The 19,242-nt window shown below is 49.9% G+C and carries 14 protein-coding genes and 1 tRNA gene; 11 read left to right on the forward strand and 4 right to left on the reverse strand.

Annotated elements, in window-relative coordinates; genetic code table 11:
* Positions 1-48: 48 nt before the first annotated feature.
* Positions 49-342, reverse strand: a complete 294-nt coding sequence (locus AC0KUT_RS03400; protein WP_488833492.1) for a TfoX/Sxy family protein — start codon at positions 340-342, stop codon at positions 49-51.
* Between the two features lie 218 nt (positions 343-560).
* On the opposite strand from AC0KUT_RS03400, the gene AC0KUT_RS03405 reads away from it, so the two are divergent.
* The 4 genes from AC0KUT_RS03405 to cysE all read left to right on the forward strand — a co-directional run bounded on the left by AC0KUT_RS03405 (position 561) and on the right by cysE (position 4,347).
* Positions 561-1,244, forward strand: a complete 684-nt coding sequence (locus AC0KUT_RS03405; protein WP_488833493.1) for a M15 family metallopeptidase — start codon at positions 561-563, stop codon at positions 1,242-1,244.
* 96 nt (positions 1,245-1,340) lie between these two features.
* The gene (locus tag AC0KUT_RS03410; protein ID WP_488833495.1) at positions 1,341-2,756 is read left to right on the forward strand and encodes an MFS transporter; all 1,416 of its coding nucleotides are present in this window, start codon (positions 1,341-1,343) and stop codon (positions 2,754-2,756) included.
* Positions 2,757-2,796: 40 nt separating this feature from the next.
* Entirely contained in the window at positions 2,797-3,501 is a 705-nt protein-coding gene (locus AC0KUT_RS03415; RefSeq protein ID WP_488833496.1) for an HAD family hydrolase, read from the forward strand.
* Between the two features lie 6 nt (positions 3,502-3,507).
* Entirely contained in the window at positions 3,508-4,347 is an 840-nt protein-coding gene (gene cysE / locus AC0KUT_RS03420) for a serine O-acetyltransferase (RefSeq protein ID WP_488833498.1), read from the forward strand.
* A 10-nt stretch (positions 4,348-4,357) separates the two neighbouring features.
* Here cysE and AC0KUT_RS03425 read toward each other — a convergent pair whose 3' ends face one another.
* Entirely contained in the window at positions 4,358-4,630 is a 273-nt protein-coding gene (locus tag AC0KUT_RS03425) for a hypothetical protein (protein WP_488833500.1), read from the reverse strand.
* Between the two features lie 334 nt (positions 4,631-4,964).
* On the opposite strand from AC0KUT_RS03425, the gene AC0KUT_RS03430 reads away from it, so the two are divergent.
* Positions 4,965-5,831 (forward strand): hypothetical protein, encoded by an 867-nt coding sequence (locus tag AC0KUT_RS03430; protein ID WP_488833502.1) that lies wholly within the window; start codon positions 4,965-4,967, stop codon positions 5,829-5,831.
* Between the two features lie 162 nt (positions 5,832-5,993).
* Here the strand turns inward: AC0KUT_RS03430 and AC0KUT_RS03435 are convergent, their stop codons facing one another.
* Both AC0KUT_RS03435 and AC0KUT_RS03440 read right to left on the reverse strand, forming a co-directional pair.
* Entirely contained in the window at positions 5,994-7,943 is a 1,950-nt protein-coding gene (locus AC0KUT_RS03435) for a carbohydrate-binding protein (protein ID WP_488833504.1), read from the reverse strand.
* Positions 7,944-8,037: 94 nt separating this feature from the next.
* Positions 8,038-9,543, reverse strand: coding sequence for an RICIN domain-containing protein (locus AC0KUT_RS03440; RefSeq protein WP_488833506.1), 1,506 nt, complete (start codon positions 9,541-9,543; stop codon positions 8,038-8,040).
* Positions 9,544-9,884: 341 nt separating this feature from the next.
* Here AC0KUT_RS03440 and AC0KUT_RS03445 point away from each other — a divergent pair, with 341 nt between their 5' ends.
* The 6 genes from AC0KUT_RS03445 to AC0KUT_RS03470 all read left to right on the forward strand — a co-directional run bounded on the left by AC0KUT_RS03445 (position 9,885) and on the right by AC0KUT_RS03470 (position 19,057).
* Entirely contained in the window at positions 9,885-12,116 is a 2,232-nt protein-coding gene (locus AC0KUT_RS03445) for an AsmA family protein (RefSeq protein ID WP_488833508.1), read from the forward strand.
* Between the two features lie 203 nt (positions 12,117-12,319).
* The gene (gene mutY / locus AC0KUT_RS03450) at positions 12,320-13,375 is read left to right on the forward strand and encodes an A/G-specific adenine glycosylase (protein WP_488835829.1); all 1,056 of its coding nucleotides are present in this window, start codon (positions 12,320-12,322) and stop codon (positions 13,373-13,375) included.
* Between the two features lie 96 nt (positions 13,376-13,471).
* Positions 13,472-13,750 (forward strand): oxidative damage protection protein, encoded by a 279-nt coding sequence (locus AC0KUT_RS03455; protein ID WP_488833509.1) that lies wholly within the window; start codon positions 13,472-13,474, stop codon positions 13,748-13,750.
* Between the two features lie 174 nt (positions 13,751-13,924).
* Positions 13,925-14,000, forward strand: a tRNA-Phe gene (locus tag AC0KUT_RS03460).
* A gap of 134 nt (positions 14,001-14,134) precedes the next feature.
* Positions 14,135-17,644: a type I restriction-modification system endonuclease gene (gene hsdR / locus AC0KUT_RS03465; RefSeq protein WP_488833510.1), complete on the forward strand. Its 3,510-nt coding sequence runs from the start codon at positions 14,135-14,137 to the stop codon at positions 17,642-17,644.
* A gap of 336 nt (positions 17,645-17,980) precedes the next feature.
* The gene (locus AC0KUT_RS03470) at positions 17,981-19,057 is read left to right on the forward strand and encodes a Fic family protein (RefSeq protein ID WP_488833512.1); all 1,077 of its coding nucleotides are present in this window, start codon (positions 17,981-17,983) and stop codon (positions 19,055-19,057) included.
* Positions 19,058-19,242 lie beyond the last annotated feature (185 nt).

Here is a 19,242-nt window from a genome sequence, read left to right on the forward strand (position 1 = left end):
GTAAAAAACGGGCGTAGCTGTTTTTGCGCAAGGATAATCGCTTTGCGTTTAGGCGCGAGCCTGTAGGTATTCATTGCAGGCTGGGGCTTCCGCGTCGGCAACGAGCTGTGCTTTTAAGGGGGCAGGTAAATCGTTCCAGTGGGTATCCATCAATGCGCCTTGGAGTGCATAGAGCATTACTTTGGAAACATTGATGTCGCGTGCGCGTATTCGTTTGTAGGCATCCACTGCGCCGGTGCGTTGTAAGTCGGCGAAGGTGTTAATACCAATTGCGCGTAGAATATTTACTGAGGCCATACCGAGATTTTTTAATTGCAGTAATTCACTGTGATTGCTAGTCATGACTTACTATCTCCATTTATTATGATTATTAGGGTGTCGTTTAAAGAAACTCCATTTACAGCGCAGTTATCTTACCTGCTTAGATGTAATTCGCAATTGTTTTGTTGCAATTTAACAGCGTCACAGTGGAAAAAATGGTAATAAGTTCCGTAATGGTAATAAGAGTTCCGTTAAACCATGATAATGGTTGAATTTAAAATAAGGCGTGATTACAAACCATGAGTGCGTTAACCACAAAAATAATACTGGGTTTAGACGAGGGTTTGCTCGTTGAGGTTCCCGAGCTTAAATGCAGAGTGCATCATGGCTTAGTGCAACCACTTATGACGCTGGCGGCAGAGGCAGCTCGCGCTGAGTTTGACTTGGCAGTTGCAAGCAGCTATCGCAGTTTTGACCGGCAATTACATATTTGGAATGCTAAAGCGCGTGGCGCCCGGCCGCTGCTCGACAGTGCGGGTGTAGCATTAGATGTGTGCACCTTAACGGAGCGTGAAATTGTGTTTGCGATTCTGCGCTGGTCGGCGCTGCCGGGCGCATCGCGCCATCACTGGGGAACCGACATAGACGTGTATGATAAGTCGCGCATGCCAGAACATTACGCCTTGCAATTAACCGTGGCAGAGACGCAAGCGGGAGGGCCTTTTGCTGCTTTTTACCAGTGGCTCACGCCTTGGCTGGATACGCAAACGACAGGTTTCTATCGCCCTTATGCGCTCGATAGCGGCGGCGTTGCACCTGAGCCTTGGCACCTAAGTTATGCACCGCTCGCGCAGGATTTCGCACAGCAATTTTCTGCAGATAGTTTACGCACACAATTACAGCAGACGGATATAGCTTTGAAAGCTACTATTCTCGCTAATCTAGATGAAATTATTGCGCGCTTTGTCTGTAATGAACGGTAAGTTTGTAAGCCGTTTTGGTCTTTCGCGCGCATTTTTTGTTCGTCAATAATTGCCCCTCAATATTCGTTCCTGAACATTCAATAAGAGAAATTTATTGTGAGTATTGCTACTGAAACTGCGCAGGCTGCACCTGTATCCCCCGCGGCCATTCGCGGCTGGATGTTGTTTGATTGGGCAGCCCAGCCTTTTTTTACGGTGGTTATTACCTTTATATTTGGCCCCTATTTTGTTGCGCGCTTAGCCGATGATCCAGTGCAAGGGCAGGCGGCTTGGGGCTATACCATTATGCTCTCGGGGCTGGTGATTGCACTCTTGGCGCCGGTGCTCGGTGCAATTGCTGATGCGACTGGCGGGCGCAAACACTGGATTGCTTTTTTTGCGTTGATAAAAATTATCTCACTTTGTTTGCTGTGGTGGGCTGCGCCGGGCAGTGCGCTTTGGTTGCCCATGCTCTGTGTTATTTGCGCGACAGTCGCCGCGGAATTTTCCATAGTGTTTAACGATTCCATGATGCCGCGCTTAATTCCCGCGCAAGAACTTGGGCGGGTATCTAATCTCGCTTGGGGCTTGGGTTATGCTGGTGGCTTGGTGGTGTTGTTTTGTGTGCTGCTGTTGTTAGCGGCGAATCCTACGACAGGAAAAACTCTGCTAGGCATTGCGCCGCTGTTTAATCTCGACCCGCTGTTAGGTGAGGATGCGCGCATCACGGGGCCTTTTTCGGCGCTCTGGTATTTCATCTTTATTTTGCCGATGTTTTATTTTACCCCCGACTCCGCGCGCGGCTTGCCTTGGGCGCCAGCTGTGCGCGCAGGCGTTGCGCAGTTGGTCCACACTCTGCGCGAACTGCGCGAGCGGCGTAACATTTTCTGGTTTTTAATTGCGCGCATGAGTTATCAAGATGGCGTGAATGGTTTGTTGGCGTTGGGCGGCACTTTTGCGGCGGGCATGTTTGGTTGGCAGACGATTGAGATGGGAATTTACGGCATACTGCTGTTGGTGGTTGCCATTGGCGGTTGCTGGTATGCGAGCCGGCTCGACGCGCGTTTAGGTTCAAAAAGTGTGATTTTGCTGTGCTTGGGTTGCCTGACTATCGCGACCCTAGGCATTATTTCAACCGGCCCCGGGTATAGTTTATTTGGTTTAGTCGCTTTTTCAGCGGTAGATAGCGGCGCTTTGTTTGGTACCGCAGCAGAAAAAGCCTACATCGCATTTGGGCTGTTAATCGGTGTCGCATTCGGTCCAGTGCAGGCATCATCGCGCGCCTATTTGGCCAGTAATCTTAGTGTCGATGAAACCGGGCGCTACTTTGGAGTCTATGCGCTTTCAGGCCGCGCTACGGCATTTTTGGCTCCTATGGCGGTGGCGAGCGTAACGCTTTATACCGATTCCGCGCGCGCAGGTATGGCGGCGCTATTGATTTTTCTGGTGCTGGGTTTCGCGCTGCTATTGCGCGTACCTAACTTACCTGTGCCTGAGTTACCTAAGTCTAAGCTACAAGCGCCGCGTGCGTAATTTTTCTACTATTTTTGATTTTTTGTAAATTGAGGTTTTAATGCTGGTAATTTTTGATTGTGATGGTGTGTTAGTTGACAGTGAAATTATTTCGGCGCAGGTGTCCTGCACCTGCTTGGCTGAGCAGGGCGTGATTATCAGCGAGCGTGAAATATTGGAGCGCTACCGCGGTAAATCTGTTGCCGATTGTATTCGCTTGCTCACCGAACGGCTGGCGCAAGAACCTTCATGGCAGGGCTTTGATGAAGAGGAGCGAGCTACACGCGGCGCTGCGTTGTGGCGACACATACAGCTGCAAACACTCGTTGCTTGCGATGCAGGTTTGGAACCGGTGGCGGGCGTGGTTAAGGTGTTGGAAACCTTGCAAACAATGCGTATTCCGTTTTGTGTTGGCTCTAATGGCAAACATGAAAAGATGGCTAAGACGCTGGTAAAAACCGATTTACTGAGATTTGTAGAAGGGCGAGTGTTTAGTTTTGAAGATGTAAGCCGCGGCAAACCAGCGCCTGATTTATTTTTGCACGCGGCAAAAACTTTGGGTGCTGCCACCGCAGATACAGTTGTTGTAGAAGACTCGTTAACTGGCGTGCAGGCAGCACTGGCTGCCGGTATGCGGCCCTTGGCCTATTGCCCGCCTGATGCAGATGGTAGTGATAATGTGTTGTTAATGGATATGCGCGCACTCGGTGCTGAGTGTTTTTATTCGATGGATGAATTAATACCGCTGTTGCTGCGGGAGGTATAAATAACTATGACTGAATTACTGTCGACTAACCCATTGCCATATATTGACTTAGCGAGTGCAACGCCCGCGCAAGTGTGGCAGCTGATCAGCGCAGAGGCGCGCGCGGCTAGCACTGCTGAGCCTATGTTGGCCAGTTTTTATCACGCCACTATTTTAAATCATCAAACGTTTATGGCGGCTATTAGTTTTCACTTGGCGAATAAATTAGACAGCCAGGCGTTGCCGGCGATGATTATTCGCGAAGTGTTTGTAGAAGCCATGCAGTGCGACCCCAATATTGAGCTGGCCATGTGCCGCGATATTTGTGCGCACCGCGAGCGCGATCCCGCCTGCAGCCATTCTTTTATGCCCTTCTTATTTTTTAAGGGCTATCACGCGCTGCAGTCTTGGCGTGTTGCGCACTGGCTTTGGCAGCGGGGGCGCAATTCACTGGCGCTTTACTTTCAAAACCAAATTTCGCAGCATTTTGATGTGGATATTCACCCCGGTGCAACTATCGGCAAGGGAATAATGATCGATCACGCCACGGGCGTTGTGATCGGTGAAACGACCATTATCGAAGATGATGTTTCCATGCTCCACGGCGTTACTCTGGGTGGCAGTGGCTGCACGAAAACCCAGCGGCACCCCACAATTAGACGCGGTGTTTTGATTGGGGTAGGGGCTAAAATTCTCGGCAATATTGATATTGGTGAGGGGGCAAAAATTGGTGCAGGCAGTGTAGTGCTAGAGTCAGTCGCGGCGCATACGACAGTGGCTGGGGTACCTGCGCGCTTAGTTGGCGCGCCTAAGGTTAAGGCACCTGCATTGGAAATGAATCATCGTTTGAGCGATGACGAAGTTTAATTCCTATTCGCTACATGTTTTTTTGGACGTCGTGCGTGCTGGGTGTGACATCTTCGCTGCTATGCAGTAACCAACTCAGCACCGATTCGCGGCTTTTAAGCATGGCGCTATAGTGTTCTATTAATAGTCGGTTCGGTTTTGTGTAGGCTTGCACCACTTGAATTTTGTCGCGCAAAAAAGCAATGTCTTGCGCTACTTTTTCTCTTGCTTCACTGATGTTTTTAAAACTGCCATTTTCTAGCAGGCTGTGCTCATTGGTTTGTTGTGGAAACTGCGGCAGCATCCTAAAGTCCCTTACGTTAGGCTAGTTACGCTTAATTATGGTCGGAGGTTGAGGTCTTGACCATGAAGGCTTAAGACTAAAAAGTTACAACTCTGTACGCGCTTATTGCATTGTCGGCTTATGTTGATTTTTAGGTGCCTTAAGGCTGCAACATAAGGCTAAAAAAGATCGTACTTAAATACTGCTATGCTGAGCATATTACGTGGTGTTTTATATGTGTTGGCTATTAATAGTGACTTTTGCCGATGAGGGCATGTAATACGGGCTTTTCTGTTGAATGGCATTGCTAAGGCTACTTTGATTTGTCTGTGGCACACACAGCGTGAGGCGATTTATGAACTCTCCCAAATTCGATATTATTTTTCGTGGTGACATAGTCTTAGGCCATCAGATGGCCGATGTAAAACTAAAGCTGCAACAGTTATTTAAAACCGATGCCGCTAAGGTAGATGCGCTCTTTAGTGGTCGCCCGGTGCCGCTTAAACGTGGGCTAGATGAAGCTACGGCGCAAAAATATCGCGCTGCGCTTATGCAAGCGGGTGCTATGGTTGAATTGAAGTCTGGCGATGAGCCTGCGCCGCAGCTTGGCGGTGAAGTCGCTGCTGCCGCGCAAGTAGCTACGCCTAGCCCTGCTGCACCTAAAACGCTGGCAGAGCGATTGGCTGCCGCCGCACCTGCACAGCCTGAACCTATTACACCTTCTTCCGCAGCCAGTGCGCCTGTAGTTGCTGAATCATTTAAATCCGCTTCCTCCTCGCCCAGCTGGTCACTTGCCGCGGCAGGGGCTGATTTACTGAATGCTACAGAACGTTCCGTGACTACGCCTGTGGTTGTCGATGTGAGCGCTATAAGCCTGCGTCCGGCAGAGGGTAATTTGATTGATACCAGTGAACAAAACCGTCCGGAAGTGGCGCGGGTACCTGCGCCTGATTTTGGTGTTGCCGAGCTGGGTGCCTCTTTAATAACCGCAGAAGAAAAACATGAACTCCCCTTAATGGAAATTACTCTTGAGGATTGGGAAATAGCCGCCGCGGGCAGCGATTTATTAACGCCAGACGAGCGACCTAAAGCGCCTATTCCTACGGTGGTTGCGAACGATTTTGGCTTGGCGCCAGCGGGGAGTGATTTGGGGCAGCTTAAAGCTGCAGTCAAACCGCTTAATCCGGATATCAGTGGCTTACGCTTGGCGGATTCTAATTAGTTGTTGGATCTGACATGGGTATAAACACCTAAATATCAGTCTTGATCGCACCACAAGCTCAAATAAAGCAGCGTTTTTCCTGCGTAAAAAAGCCCGCCATTGTACTTATTCAATGGCGGGCTTTTTAGTGCTTGCAGGTAACTATTTACAGGTAGCTGTTAACTATTGTGCTGTTATGAATTTCCAGTGCGCACTCCACCAGCCGGGTTGAGCAGTGCTTACCTGGAGTCGATTGTTTTCCATGTTGATGTATTGGTCAGGTAGCTGACGATTCCGGAGGCGGTAGACGTCTGTATCGACTTTCTCTAGTGCCCAATGACTGCTTTGATTGTCGGTGCCAGTGGCGCCAGATGCCAGTGCTCCATTGTGAATATACAAGTATTGGGTTGGTTTCCAGATATTGCTCATGCGCACATATTGGGTGCCGGTAACCGGCATAATATTCCACTGCGAACTCCAATAACCCGCTGGCACATCCCCCGCTTCAACCGTTCCCTTTTCAATGTGAATAAACTGCGTGGGTTGCCAAACGTTTTGCAGGCGGTAGGTGCCGAGGCTGGTCGCCACTTTTTCAAGTTTTATCCAGTTGAGGTTAAAGTTGCCAGCTTTAATTGCGAGCGCAATATACTGCTCACCCGCACTCAGCTCCACCTCATGACTAAGGGTTGTCCAGTTTTGCCAGCCACCCGTTATGGGCAAGTCTATGGTCCCGTAGATTTTGCTTCCGCCCTGTTGCTCAAGCTGAATACGCCCTTGGCTGTTAAGGCTCGCCACGCGGTAAGACACTTCATACTTGCCCGCATTGGGGATGGTGACCTTGTAGGCCAGCCATTCGCCTTTTTCTATCCAACCGACATTATGGCCACCGCCGGTATCGCTGGTGGTTTGAATATCAACATTGTCATTGCGATAGGCAGCGCCAGTATTGCCGACGGTTGTATCGCTAAACCCGGTGTAGTCCTCTGCTTGTAAGGTGATGGCAACATGGTTGTCGCTGGGAAAGGGGATTTTGTGTATGCGATTCGCTGACATTTCTGCCGCGCGCTCACGCCATTTTCTGGCCATATCTTGGGAGTGCTCGGTACCCAACACATTGCCTTCATCGTCTTTAATAAGGGGAGATGAATAAAAGGCGAGATCGTTGCCGCATTGTGCGGTTCCGCGGCCCTGGCGGACACTAAAGCCAAAGTGATAGCCCGTATCATTTGGCCCTTTGCAGTGAACGCCGCCAACATTGTGGCCCACTTCATGGCGATAAGCGCTGGGCAAGGTGGCAGCAATGACATGGCTGTCGCCCCCCACGCCTGCCCAGCCTCCCGCGCTGCCTTCGGCATTGGTCGGCATTTGAATAAGCCCGAGCAAATCCGGTGCCGTGCGCTCAATATCGTCTTTAAACCACACTTTGCCATCGCTTAATACCGAGGTGATAACGCCGGGGTTTTGCGGTGATACACCGGTACCCACAAGGCGTAAATAAACGTTGTCGACCTTGCTGTTGGTGAGCGCAGCATTCACCGTTTCTATATACATTTGGGCGGTGGCATCGAGATTGCCGACATAGGCCGCCGCCGCTGTAGAGAAACCGATAAAAACGTCAATCACATAGCGTCCAGACGCGTCTTTTTCACCAAGGGCTAAGGGTGCCGCCTCAATAAGTGGCGCGATTGAACTGGTTTTGAGTGATTTGGTGGTGCGCGCACTGGTTTTGGGGGGCAATACCAGCGAGTCCAATTGCGCGGGTGCGGCGTCTTTTTGCCATAGGCGAGTCGGGTCTTCGGCGCCATTGTTGAGGTGGAAGTGCCCTTCACTGGTTTCAGCAAAGGCTTGTAGCTGCTGGCTGTTGCTATCGAGTGTAATTACTAAGTTTTGATAGCGCGGCAAGTCGCCCGCATAGGGATCAAGCAATTTTGCGGTGATGACCTCTATGGTGCCCTTGGTTTCACGTCGCATAATTTCATAAGCGAGGCGAGTACCTGTTTCCAGTTGGATTTCGCCAAGGTTCTGCGTTTTGAATTTGGTGTATTCCAATTGAGCGGGCGTTGGTTGGGCAAGCGCGCCTGTGGTCCACAAGGCGAGGCTGAGCGATGAATAACGAAGTATATGTTTGAGCATGCTAAGTATTCCTTTTAAAAATAGGGGGAGGATGACCTGTCGCCGCCGAGCTAGCTTTGTGGCTAGTGGTGGGCACAGGTCATCAACGAGAGAATTAACGTTTGGTGAGGATAAAGCGCTGAGCACTGCCGCCGGTGCACCACCATTGCTGCACTTTCGGGCCAATACCCATGTCTACATCAAGGCATTTTCCTGAGTGCGCAGCAGCGAACTCTACTTCTAGCGGGCTCCAGGTGATCACTTTCATGGTCCAGATTTGCGCTTTCGTGGCGTTGCAACTGTATTGCTGCACTAGGCTGCCGTCTGCGGTGTTAGCGGCTTTGACATCGACACACTTGCCACTATTGAGCGCGCGCAATTCCATGTTGTAGGCGGTGAGGTCGGTGAGCGTAAAGGTCTGGGCATGGGTGCCATTGCAGGTGTAAACCTGTAGTGCGGCGCCATTGGCATTGCTGGCACCGGTAATGTCCAAGCATTTTCCGCTCGCTTTATGTTTGATTTCATAGCTGCCGAAACCGCCGACAAAATGTGGGTCTTGCATCAGGCTGGAGAAGTGAGCGCCACTTGTAGCTTCGCTATCAATACGCCAATTTGCCTCGCCCTGTTTATTGATGTCAAACCAGTTAAAGGCTTTAACGGCGGGAAATTTACTCAGCAGGTCATCGCGGAAGTGAGTCATCCAGTTAAGTTTATTGGCGCCGCTTGCGACCCCCATTTCACCTATAACGAGCGGGCGACCCGTGCTGGCCAAGGCGTCATACCAATGGCTCATCTCAGCGGCAAAGCTGCCGCCATCGCCGGAATAGATATCTATGCCCATCCAGTCCATGTAACCGGGAATATAAAGGTCATTAATGTTTGGGTCGCCCGCTTGGGTGCTATTACAGCCCCAATTTACAGCCCAAATAGAGTGCGCAAAACTGACATTGGTTGCGCCTACAGCGCGAAAGCGGTTGACTACGTGCTTATAGGCATCGCGAAAACGCCCCCAGGTTTCATTGTGTTTGCAGGGGGACCAGTCATACCAGTTGCCGTTCGCCTCGTGGAAGAGATCGATAACTACCGGTACCTTTTCGGCTTTGAGGCCATGGGCGATGTTGTCGATAATATCGTTGTGTTCGCCATTTAAGATTTGCGCAATTACATTGCGGTCGACGCGCTGATTGTTAGCCGCTGTGCGCCACCAGCATTTGCTGTTGTCGTGTAGGGCTAACTCTCCGTGAAATTCCAAGTTGATGTAGGGGGTGCGGCCCTGAGCTTTGATCGTCTCTATTTCCGGCTTCCAGAGGTAATACCAGTTTTTACTGCCATCTGGACGGAACACTTCAGGGAAAATTTTGCCGAAGTAGGGCGCTGCATTGCCGTACCACTGTTTGTTGTCCTGCCATTCGCTCGCCTTTGTGATCTTGTCGCCGCAGGGATTGGCCGCAGTCCAATCGCGGTCGACAAAGGCGCCCATCAGAATGCGCTCTCCAGCTGGTATAGTGTTGCTCTGGGCCTGTGCGGTGTGAATGGCTAAGCAGGCTGCGGTAAGGGTTATAAGTGTTGTGAGTTGATAAAGCTTGCGCCCGTATTGAGCGAAGATAGCGTAAAAATTCATAGCATCACCTTGTTTATTCATTATGGGGGTGTAGTAGTTGCTGTTGGTCTTGAGCCTAGCCTTCGGGCCAAAAGAGGCTTGACGCTGAGACTATCGACGCCAGTTGCTTTTTATGCACCCCACTTTGTATGAATGGTCAAAGTGATTGTATTCAAAGTGTTCCACTAAATAAGTGGCACCAAATGGTGCGAACAAGGTCCGTTTTTAGTGTCGACTTATTCTCTGTGTTCGAGTCTTGGGTGATTGTGTTGTTGCTAAATGGCCTTGTTCAATTGCACCTATTCGTTTGTTTGCGTCTCTCGTTGGCGGCTTGCAATATCGTGTTTTTCTAAGGAGCTTGTATGAAAATTTTGCTTAAAGGCCTTGTGTCGGTGATGGTGTTGTTACTCGTCGCCTTTGTAGCTCTGGTGTTATTGGTAGATGCCAACAGTTTTAAACCGCGCATAGAGGCCGCGGCGAAGGATCAGGGGATAGCACTGCAGATTAACGGCAATTTGGGCTGGAGTTTTTGGCCCAGTATTGGCGTCTACGTTAATGATCTGAGTCTCGCTGCTTTGGCGGCGCCCGCCGAGCCCATCGCGAAATTGCAGCGTGCCAGTTTGTTGCTAGAACTTATGCCGTTGTTCTCAGGCGAGTTTCGGGTTGATCACATCAAATTAGATGGCGTTGATATCAACTTAGCCGTCGATGCCAAGGGCCACGGGAATTGGGAGGCATTAACCAAGCCCAAGCCGGCAGCGCAAAAACCGCAGCCCGATCCGGCTGATAAAGCCAAGGCGCAGAGTTTCAAACTCAATGCGCAACAAATTAGTCTCACCAATAGTTCGCTTAACTACAGCGATGCGCAGTCGGGCCAAACCTTCAAGGTGCATGACCTCAATTTAATGCTTGCCGAGGTTAATACCCAGGGCGCGCCCTTTAAGGTGGAGTTGTCGTGGGTGTTAGATTTAGCGCAAGCGGGTGCTGAGCCTATGGGCCTTGCCGGTAGCTTGAGCAACCTTGTCACGCTGGATGAAACTTTTACGCAGGTACAGCTCGATGGCGGTGAAGCTGAATTCGAAGTGCGCGCAAAAACGAATGCATCCCTGCGCTTGAAATACGCGTTGATACTCAAGGATGTACAAAAAAATCTCAGCTATAAAGGCAAGTTACAACTCACTGAATTGAATGCACGCAAGTTATTGGCAGCTATGGATGTGAGCCTCGATACCGCCGATATGGGCGCGCTCAGTGATCTAACCTTTGCGGCGGATTTTGAAGGCGATACGAATCAGCTCGCGCTTAATAATTTGCAGCTCAAACTCGATCAAACGCAATTCAGCGGTAGCTTTGCGCTTAAGGATATCGCCAAGGCTATTTATGATATTCAGCTGCAGGGCGACAGTATTAACATTGATCACTATCTACCTGTGCCAATCGAAACAGCTGCGACGACACCTGCAGCGACCCCGGTAGATACACCGCTGCCACTTGAAGCCTTGCGCGCACTCAACCTGAATGCGCGGATTGAGCTGGCGCAGGCGACCCTTAAAAAATTGAATGTAAGCAATTTAAAACTTCAGCTCAAGGCTAAAAATGGCCAGTTACAGCAGGCCTTCACCGCCAATGCTTATCAGGGTGATATTGTATTTAACAGCGTTTTAGACGCGCGCCCAGCACAAGCCCAAGTGAAATTTGACGGTGCGGTAACTGGCCTTGAGTTGGCGCCTTTATTGGATGCATTAGCCTTAAAAGCTAAGGTGGGTTTGAGTGGCGCGCTACAGGCTAAAACTCAGGGTACGACACAAGGGGTAAGTGTTGATCAGCTGTTCGTCGCTATGGACAGCAGTGCAAGTTTTTCCGGCGCACAAATGCGCGTATCGCCCATCAATATAGAGCAGCAAATTTGCAAAGTAGTGAATTTGGTGCAACAAGCTGATGGCACCGCGCAAAACTGGAATGAGTACACAGAAATGCGCGAGCTGGCCGGTGCGATAAAATGGCAAAACCAAATCATTAATATTGAAACCTTTAAAGCAGGTGTTAAGCAGTTGCAAATTGGCTCCACCGGGCAAATCAATTTAGCGACAGATAAATATGATTTTGCGCTGCCGTTTCAATTGATTGAAGCCCAACAGACCAGCGCCGATGTACACAGCTGCCTCGGCAATCTCACCTCGAGTTATTGGTTGCAGCGCAGTATTTCACTGTTGCGCTGCACAGGTTCCTTCTCCGGTTTGGATCCACTTAAAGATTGCGGGCCGGATAAAAAAGCCTTAGCCGAACTCACCAAAGACTTCGCCGAATTTAAGTTGCGTGAAAAGCACGGTGCAAAAATTGAAGAGAAAAAAGAAGAGCTTAAAGAAAAAGTAGAAGTCAAAAAGCAAGAAGCATTGCAGAAACTGCAGGAGAAAATTGGCGGTGAAGGCGAGGTGAAAAAGCCAAAGGACCTGCTCAATAATTTCCTCAAGAAAAAACTCGGTGGCGAATCTAGTGCGGCCTCATCAGCGGTTACTTCATCTGTAGCTGCCACTGACGTTGAGGGCGCTACCGCTGAAACTAAGACTGAGGTGGTTGAGCCTAAAGCTGAATAGCAATATTGGGTGTAGCATGAGTGCGAGCTTGGTCTTGGTAAAACTTAGTTAAGCTGAGCTAAGTTCGATTCACAAAGCTCTCATTCACCAAGCTCTCATTAAGAGAGTCACCAATGCTAACTAAACCGCCTATAATGCCCGCCTTTGCGGGCATTATAGTTTTTGGTGCCGGTACCGTATTTTTTGGTGAGTTGAATCTATTCATGGCGAAACAGTTTTCCACAGCAGTGCTGCGCTGGTTTGATCAGCATGGGCGCAAGCATCTGCCTTGGCAGCAAAATATCAACGCCTACCGCGTATGGTTATCAGAAATCATGCTGCAGCAAACTCAAGTTGCAACGGTGATTCCTTATTTTGAACGCTTTACCGCGCGCTTCCCTGATGTGCAGGCACTTGCCGCCGCGCCCATCGATGAGGTGCTGCACCTCTGGACGGGTTTGGGTTACTACGCTCGCGCCCGCAACCTACATAAGTGCGCGCAAAGGGTAGTTGCCCAATATGACGGTCACTTCCCCGCCACGGTAGAGGCGCTGGCTGAATTGCCGGGTATAGGTCGCTCTACTGCGGGTGCGATTGTGAGCATCGCCTTTCAGCAGCGCGCGGCAATTTTGGACGGCAATGTTAAGCGGGTATTAGCGCGTTACCATGCGGTGGAAGGCTGGCCGGGGCAGAGCGACACTCTTAAGCAGCTGTGGGACATCGCCGAACAATACACGCCGGCGAAGCGCTGCAATGACTACACCCAAGCCATGATGGATATGGGTGCAACACTTTGCACGCGCACCAAGCCCAAGTGCGACAGCTGCCCACTGCAGGGCGGCTGCGTTGCCTATGCGCAGGGCAACCCGCAAGATTACCCCGGCAAAAAGCCGAAGAAAATCCTGCCAGAAAAAACCGTGCAACTATTGATGTTGCGCAACCCCGCCGGTGACCTGCTGTTGCAGCAGCGCCCCGCGCAGGGTATCTGGGGCGGGCTTTGGAGCTTTCCAGAATTGGCGCTAGACGCTGATGCGCAAATCTATGCGGAAGATCACTTCGGCAAGGTGGAATCGCTAGAGCAGTGGAATAGCTACAGGCACACCTTTAGTCATTACCATCTCGACATCACCCCAGTGCTCCTGCAGCTGGCGCGCACGCCCAATGTGATAGGCGAGGGCGGCAGCCACTGGTACAACCCCCACGAGCCGTCAAATTTAGGTTTAGCGGCACCGGTTAAAAAGCTGCTGGAAAAGCTCGCGCAGCTTGATCCGCGCGCTTAGGGGGCAAGCTGTTAACACCGGCGCGCTAGCGCTGTTAAACTGCGCGCTAGTTACTTTTCAATTGAATCCTCATTATTCGCAAGGCAGGAATTATTTATGGCTCGCATGGTACTTTGCCGCAAATATCAACAAGAACTAGAAGGTCTCGACATGCCTCCCTACCCCGGTGCCAAGGGGCAGGATATCTACGACAACATCTCTAAAAAAGCCTGGCAGGAGTGGATGGCACACCAAACCATGCTTATCAACGAAAAGCGCCTGAGCATGATGGACATGGGTACCAAGGTGTATCTCAATGAGCAAATGCTCAAGTTTCTCTCCGGCGATGCCTACGACCAGGCCGACGGTTATGTACCGCCCGCCGCACAGGAATAAGGATAAAACCGGGCCCATTGCACAAGAACCAATCAGTTTGCGCGAGTCTTGATTAGTCGTTGATAAAAAAGAGATTTTTTTTAGAAAGTCTATTGACTCAAAAGCCCCAAGCGGGTTTAATACGCGCCTCTTGCAGCCCAGCGCTAACACCAGCCAGCAGTAAGATCTAGACACGCCCGGTTAGCTCAGTCGGTAGAGCAGTGGATTGAAAATCCTCGTGTCCCTGGTTCGATTCCGGGACCGGGCACCATATTAAAACCCGAAGTTCGCAAGAACTTCGGGTTTTTTATTGCCTAAAATTTCTACATCAGTAATTGATGGTCTTTAGCGGTGGGCTTGGTTAGTATCCCTCAGCATAATTACTCTAGGGAGCCGAGTAGCCACATGGCCGATACCACCAATTTCGATTACCTCAAAGAACACGACCCCATATTTCATCAATTGGCGGCCGCTGCTGAGCGCTCATTTATTAGCGACCCTAACACGACGCTTATTAAGTTGCGGCAGTTGGGCGAAGCCATTGCACAGGATCTTGCCGCCCGTTGCGCCATTAAGTTTGATGCGCGCACTAGTCAGTTGGATTTACTCCATCAAATTCGCCATGAGATTCGCCTTGAGCAAAGCACGCTCGATCTCTTTCATGTGTTGCGTGTGGAGGGGAATAAAGCCACTCATCAATTCAAAACTCAGCACAAAGAAGCTATTAAGGGTTTAATCTTCGCCCGTGAATTAACCCTTTGGTATCACCGCGCCTTTGGTAAACAGGGCGCCAGTTTTAAGCCCGGGCCCTATTTGCCACCGCAAGACCCGTCCAAAGAACTGCGCGACTTACAGGCGCAAATTGAAAACCTAAAGATTGAACTTCACCAAGCCAGTCAGCAGGGCGATGACAACTCGCAGCTAGCGGCGCTAGTGGTGCGCGAAAAAGAAGAGTACGAAGTGCTCGCCTATCAAATGGATGCCGAGGCGAAAAAATTTGAGCAGCAGGCCAAGGCAAGCGAACAAAAGCTAATTGCACAGCAGCAAGTGTTCGAAGAGCAGTTAAAAAATATACAGGCCGAACTTGTTCAGAAAGCCGAAGAAAATAAAAAAATTCTGCAGCAACAAATAGCCCAGCTCAGCCAGAAAACGCAAAAAGCCAGCTCGAAAGTTACGCTGAATGAAGAGCTTACCCGCATTATTATCGACCAGCACTTAATAGATACTGGTTGGCAAGCGGACACCCAAGAACTCACTTACCAAAAAGGTGCGCGCCCAGAAAAAGGCCAAAACAAAGCCATTGCCGAGTGGCCGACTATAGGCAAGCAGGCGGCTGACTATGTGTTGTTTGCTGGTTTGATTCCCATAGCCGTAGTAGAGGCAAAACGTGAAAACGAAAATGTAGCGGGCAAAATTCCACAGGCAGAGCGCTACGCGCGCGGCTTTAAGGTTACTAAACCCATGCAGGCAGCCTGGGTTGCGCAGGGCAGAACTATCGCTTGGGCCGATGCGGAAGATGGTCACTTCGTGATTCCCTTTGTGTACTCCTGCAATGGTCGCCCTTTTGTAAAGCAGCTCAAGGAGCAGTCGGGCACATGGTTTCGCGATCTGCGCGAGGCCTCCAATATTGCCGAGCCTCACGAACAATTCCACTCGCCCGAAGGGTTGCTCGACAGATTAAAGCGCAGCCGTGAAGCGGCAGAGCAAAAATTACAAGCTGAAGGGTTTGAGTATTTAAAGCTGCGCGAGTACCAACAAAAAGCTATTTCTGCCGTTGAGCTGGCGCTGGCGAGCAATCAAAAAAATTGCCTCTTGGCGATGGCAACTGGTACTGGTAAGACTCGCACAATTATTGGCCTAATGTATCGATTCTTAAAAGCGGAGCGCTTTAAGCGCATTTTGTTTTTAGTAGATCGCACCTCCCTCGGCAATCAAGCCTTGGATTCTTTTAAAGAGGCGCAGCTGGAAGAAAATAAAACGCTCTGGGTTAACTACAACATTGCCGAGCTGGGCGATATGGCCGCCGAGGCGGAAACCCGCGTGCAGGTTGCCACTGTACAGGCTATGGTAAAGCGATTATTTGCCTCCGATAACCCGCCCACTATCGACACCTACGACTGCATTATTGTTGACGAGGCGCACCGCGGTTATACCCTCGACCAAGAAATGACAGAAGGCGAGCTGCTGCACCGCGACACAGCGCAATACCTTTCTAGCTATCGCCGCGTGTTGGATTATTTCGATGCGGTAAAAATCGGGCTAACCGCAACGCCCGCAAAACACACCACAGAAATTTTCGGCAAACCGGTGTACACCTATTCCTACCGAGAAGCCGTTGCCGACGATTGGTTAATCGACCACGAGCCGCCTATTCGCTATCAAACCCTATTAAATACCAAGGGCATTCATTTTGAAAAAGGCGCAAATGTCAGTGCCATCAATACTCAAACCGGCGAAATTGAAACCGCTGAGCTGGAGGATGAGGTTAATTATGAGGTGGAGTCCTTTAACCGCACCGTGATTACCGAAGGCTTTAACAAAGTTATTTGCGAGCAGCTAGCCAAAGAATTAGATCCCCTCGGCGATGAAAAAACCATGATCTTCTGCGCTACGGATTTGCACGCCGATATGGTTAAGCGCTTGTTGGACGAGACCTTCAAAGAAATTTACGGTGACAGTTACAACGAAGCCGCCGTGCGCAAAATTACCGGTAAGAGCGATAAAGTTGAGCAGTTGATTAGTCACTACAAAAATGAACGCTACCCTAATATTGCTATCACAGTGGACTTGTTGACCACTGGAATAGATGTAAAAAGGATTTGTCATATCGTCTTTATGCGCCGCGTTAAGTCGCGCATTCTCTACGAGCAAATGATTGGCCGCGCCACACGCCGTTGCGATGACATTGGTAAAACCGTCTTTAAAATTTACGATCCGGTCGACATATACGCCGCTTTGCAAGACGTAAGCACCATGAAACCTTTGGTGCGCGACCCGAATGTCACCCTTGAGCAGCTGGTTGATGAGTTGAATGACCCTGAAATATTGGCGGGAAGCTTAGATGCCAGCGGCCTGCACTTGGGCTCCAGCCATGCCGATGACGTGCTTGCCGAGCTTAGCCAAAAAATCATGCGCGTGATGCGCAAAGCCGCCAAAGTGGCAGAACGCAAACCGGTGCTCAAAAATAAGTTAGACGAGCTAGAAGGCCTTTGGGGAGTGGCGCCCGCAAAACTTCACCAACATTTGCACGACCTAGGCCCTAAGCAGGCCGCGCACTTTATTCAGCGTACGGGCGGCCTACTTAATCACCTGAATGAAATCAAACTGATTCTCGGCAGCGAGCGCATGCCGCTCATTTACGAAGGCGCCGATGAATTTATCGAGCGCAGCCAAGGCTTTGGCATTAAAGAAAAACCCGCCGACTATTTAGAAAGTTTTAACGATTTCATTAAAAACAATATCAACCAATCGGCTGCGCTTGCGGTGGTTATTAACAAGCCTAAAGATCTCACACGCGAACAGCTTAAAGAAATTAAATTGCTGCTCGACAACAACGGCTACACCGAAACCAAACTCAAGGCCGCATGGCGCAACAGCACCAACCAGGAAATCGCCGCCAGCATTATCGGCCACATTCGCCAAGCCGCGCTCGGTGAACCGCTCATCCCCTTCGATCAGCGGGTACACCATGCCCTGCAAAAAATCTACGCCCTGCACGCCTGGCTGCCCGCGCAGCGCAAATGTATAGAGCGCTTAGGTAAGCAGCTAGTGCATGAAGTCATCATCGACCACAACTTCGTTAACAACGCCTTCGCCCAAGAGGGCGGCGCCAAGCGGGTAGATAAACTGTTGGATAACCAATTGGATGAAGTGCTTAACACCCTCGCCGATGGTTTGTGGGGTGAAGCGAGCTAACCCCTCATCGTGAACCGTAGGGAGAGTAAAACCCCCTCCCAGCCTCCCAGCCTCCCAGCTACGCGCCCCGCCTAAAAAGCGGGGAGGAGCTCACTCCCAGTGTGATAAGTGTTGAGCGAAGCCCGTTTTAGCTCCTCCCCTTCGCGGAGGGGGAGGTTGGGAGGGGATTTTGTATCTGCACAACGTCATTTTCTATACATAACAATACCTATATGTATATTTTTTTACGTTTTCTATGTATGTGGTGTCTTATATGTATAGATTTTTGCAGTTTTCTATACATAATGGGTCGGATACACATAAAGAAATGCCATTTTTAACCATGAAGACCAATAAATGACCAGTTTCCCCCTGCGCGACTTACCCTTTGCCGATATAGACCAAATAGAAACTCGCGCCGTTCTTAAGAAAGTCGCTGAAGCAAATCGTTATCTGGCCGAGTTAAAAGGGGTTGGCAGCACCATTCCTAACGAAGCCATACTAATCAGCACCTTGTCACTACAAGAAGCCAAGCACAGCTCTGCCATTGAAAATATAGTGACCACGCATGATGAAATGTACAAAGCAGAGCTGTTTAACGACATGCCGGTAAACCCTGCAGCGAAAGAGGTTCAGGACTATGCCCTTGCCTTAAGGGAAGGCTTTGTCTCCGTAAGGTCTACCGGGCTGATTCGCTTATCAGACATACTTTTTGTGCAGCAAACCCTCGAAAAAAATAACGCTGGTTTTCGTAAGTTGCCCGGCACAGAGTTAAAAAATGCTCAGACCGGAAAGGTGGTATATACACCGCCACAGCACCCCGACGATATTGAACGGTTAATGCAAAACCTAGTGAGTTACATAAACGATAATTCAGTGTGCGATGCAGACCCTTTGGTGAAAATGGCCTTAATTCATCATCAGTTTGAAAGTATTCATCCGTTTTATGATGGCAATGGCCGCACGGGGCGCATTTTAAATATGCTCTACCTGGTAGCCCAAGGTTTATTGGATTTACCCATTCTCTACCTCAGCCGTTACTTAATTAACACTAAGTCGGATTATTACCGCCAATTACAAGCTGTGCGAGAAACCAATAACTGGGAAGCCTGGGTGCTCTACATGTTAGAAGGCGTAGTGCAGACGGCTCAAGAAACTATTGCGCTGGTAAAAAACATCAAAACCCTTATGCAAGGCTATAAAAATACTTTGCGTGAGCAGTTGCCAAAAATTTATAGCCAAGAGTTGCTAAATAATTTGTTTAGCCACCCCTACACAAAAATAGAATTTGTAATGAATGATTTGCACGTAAGCCGCTTAACAGCAACCAAATATTTAGAGCAGCTAGTATCCATTGGCTTAATTAAAAAAGAAAAAATTGGCCGCGCAAACTACTACATTAACCAACCCTTATTCGCGCTGTTTACTGAGTAAAACAAACCCCACCCTAACCCTCCCAGCTACGCGCCCCGCCTAAAAAGCGGGAGGGGGCTGGAGCGCGCGGTGCCCAAAGCTTATCGCACTGGGAATCAGTCCTCCCCCTGGAATAGGGGGAGGTAGAGTAACGCAGGAGCAGGTACCGAGGGGGCGCTCTTACTCCTCCCCCTTATTTAAGGGGG

This window comes from Cellvibrio sp. 25HG11W-0, assembly GCF_057815475.1.

Excerpts from the sequence above, each read along its gene's own strand:
- AC0KUT_RS03400 (WP_488833492.1), bottom strand. The coding sequence starts at position 342 with ATGACTAGCAATCACAGTGAATTACTGCAATTAAAAAATCTCGGTATG.
- AC0KUT_RS03405 (WP_488833493.1), top strand. The coding sequence starts at position 561 with ATGAGTGCGTTAACCACAAAAATAATACTGGGTTTAGACGAGGGTTTG.
- AC0KUT_RS03415 (WP_488833496.1), top strand. The coding sequence starts at position 2,797 with ATGCTGGTAATTTTTGATTGTGATGGTGTGTTAGTTGACAGTGAAATT.
- cysE (WP_488833498.1), top strand. The coding sequence starts at position 3,508 with ATGACTGAATTACTGTCGACTAACCCATTGCCATATATTGACTTAGCG.
- AC0KUT_RS03425 (WP_488833500.1), bottom strand. The coding sequence starts at position 4,630 with ATGCTGCCGCAGTTTCCACAACAAACCAATGAGCACAGCCTGCTAGAA.
- AC0KUT_RS03430 (WP_488833502.1), top strand. The coding sequence starts at position 4,965 with ATGAACTCTCCCAAATTCGATATTATTTTTCGTGGTGACATAGTCTTA.
- AC0KUT_RS03435 (WP_488833504.1), bottom strand. The coding sequence starts at position 7,943 with ATGCTCAAACATATACTTCGTTATTCATCGCTCAGCCTCGCCTTGTGG.
- AC0KUT_RS03440 (WP_488833506.1), bottom strand. The coding sequence starts at position 9,543 with ATGAATTTTTACGCTATCTTCGCTCAATACGGGCGCAAGCTTTATCAA.
- AC0KUT_RS03445 (WP_488833508.1), top strand. The coding sequence starts at position 9,885 with ATGAAAATTTTGCTTAAAGGCCTTGTGTCGGTGATGGTGTTGTTACTC.
- mutY (WP_488835829.1), top strand. The coding sequence starts at position 12,320 with ATGGCGAAACAGTTTTCCACAGCAGTGCTGCGCTGGTTTGATCAGCAT.
- AC0KUT_RS03455 (WP_488833509.1), top strand. The coding sequence starts at position 13,472 with ATGGCTCGCATGGTACTTTGCCGCAAATATCAACAAGAACTAGAAGGT.
- hsdR (WP_488833510.1), top strand. The coding sequence starts at position 14,135 with ATGGCCGATACCACCAATTTCGATTACCTCAAAGAACACGACCCCATA.
- AC0KUT_RS03470 (WP_488833512.1), top strand. The coding sequence starts at position 17,981 with ATGACCAGTTTCCCCCTGCGCGACTTACCCTTTGCCGATATAGACCAA.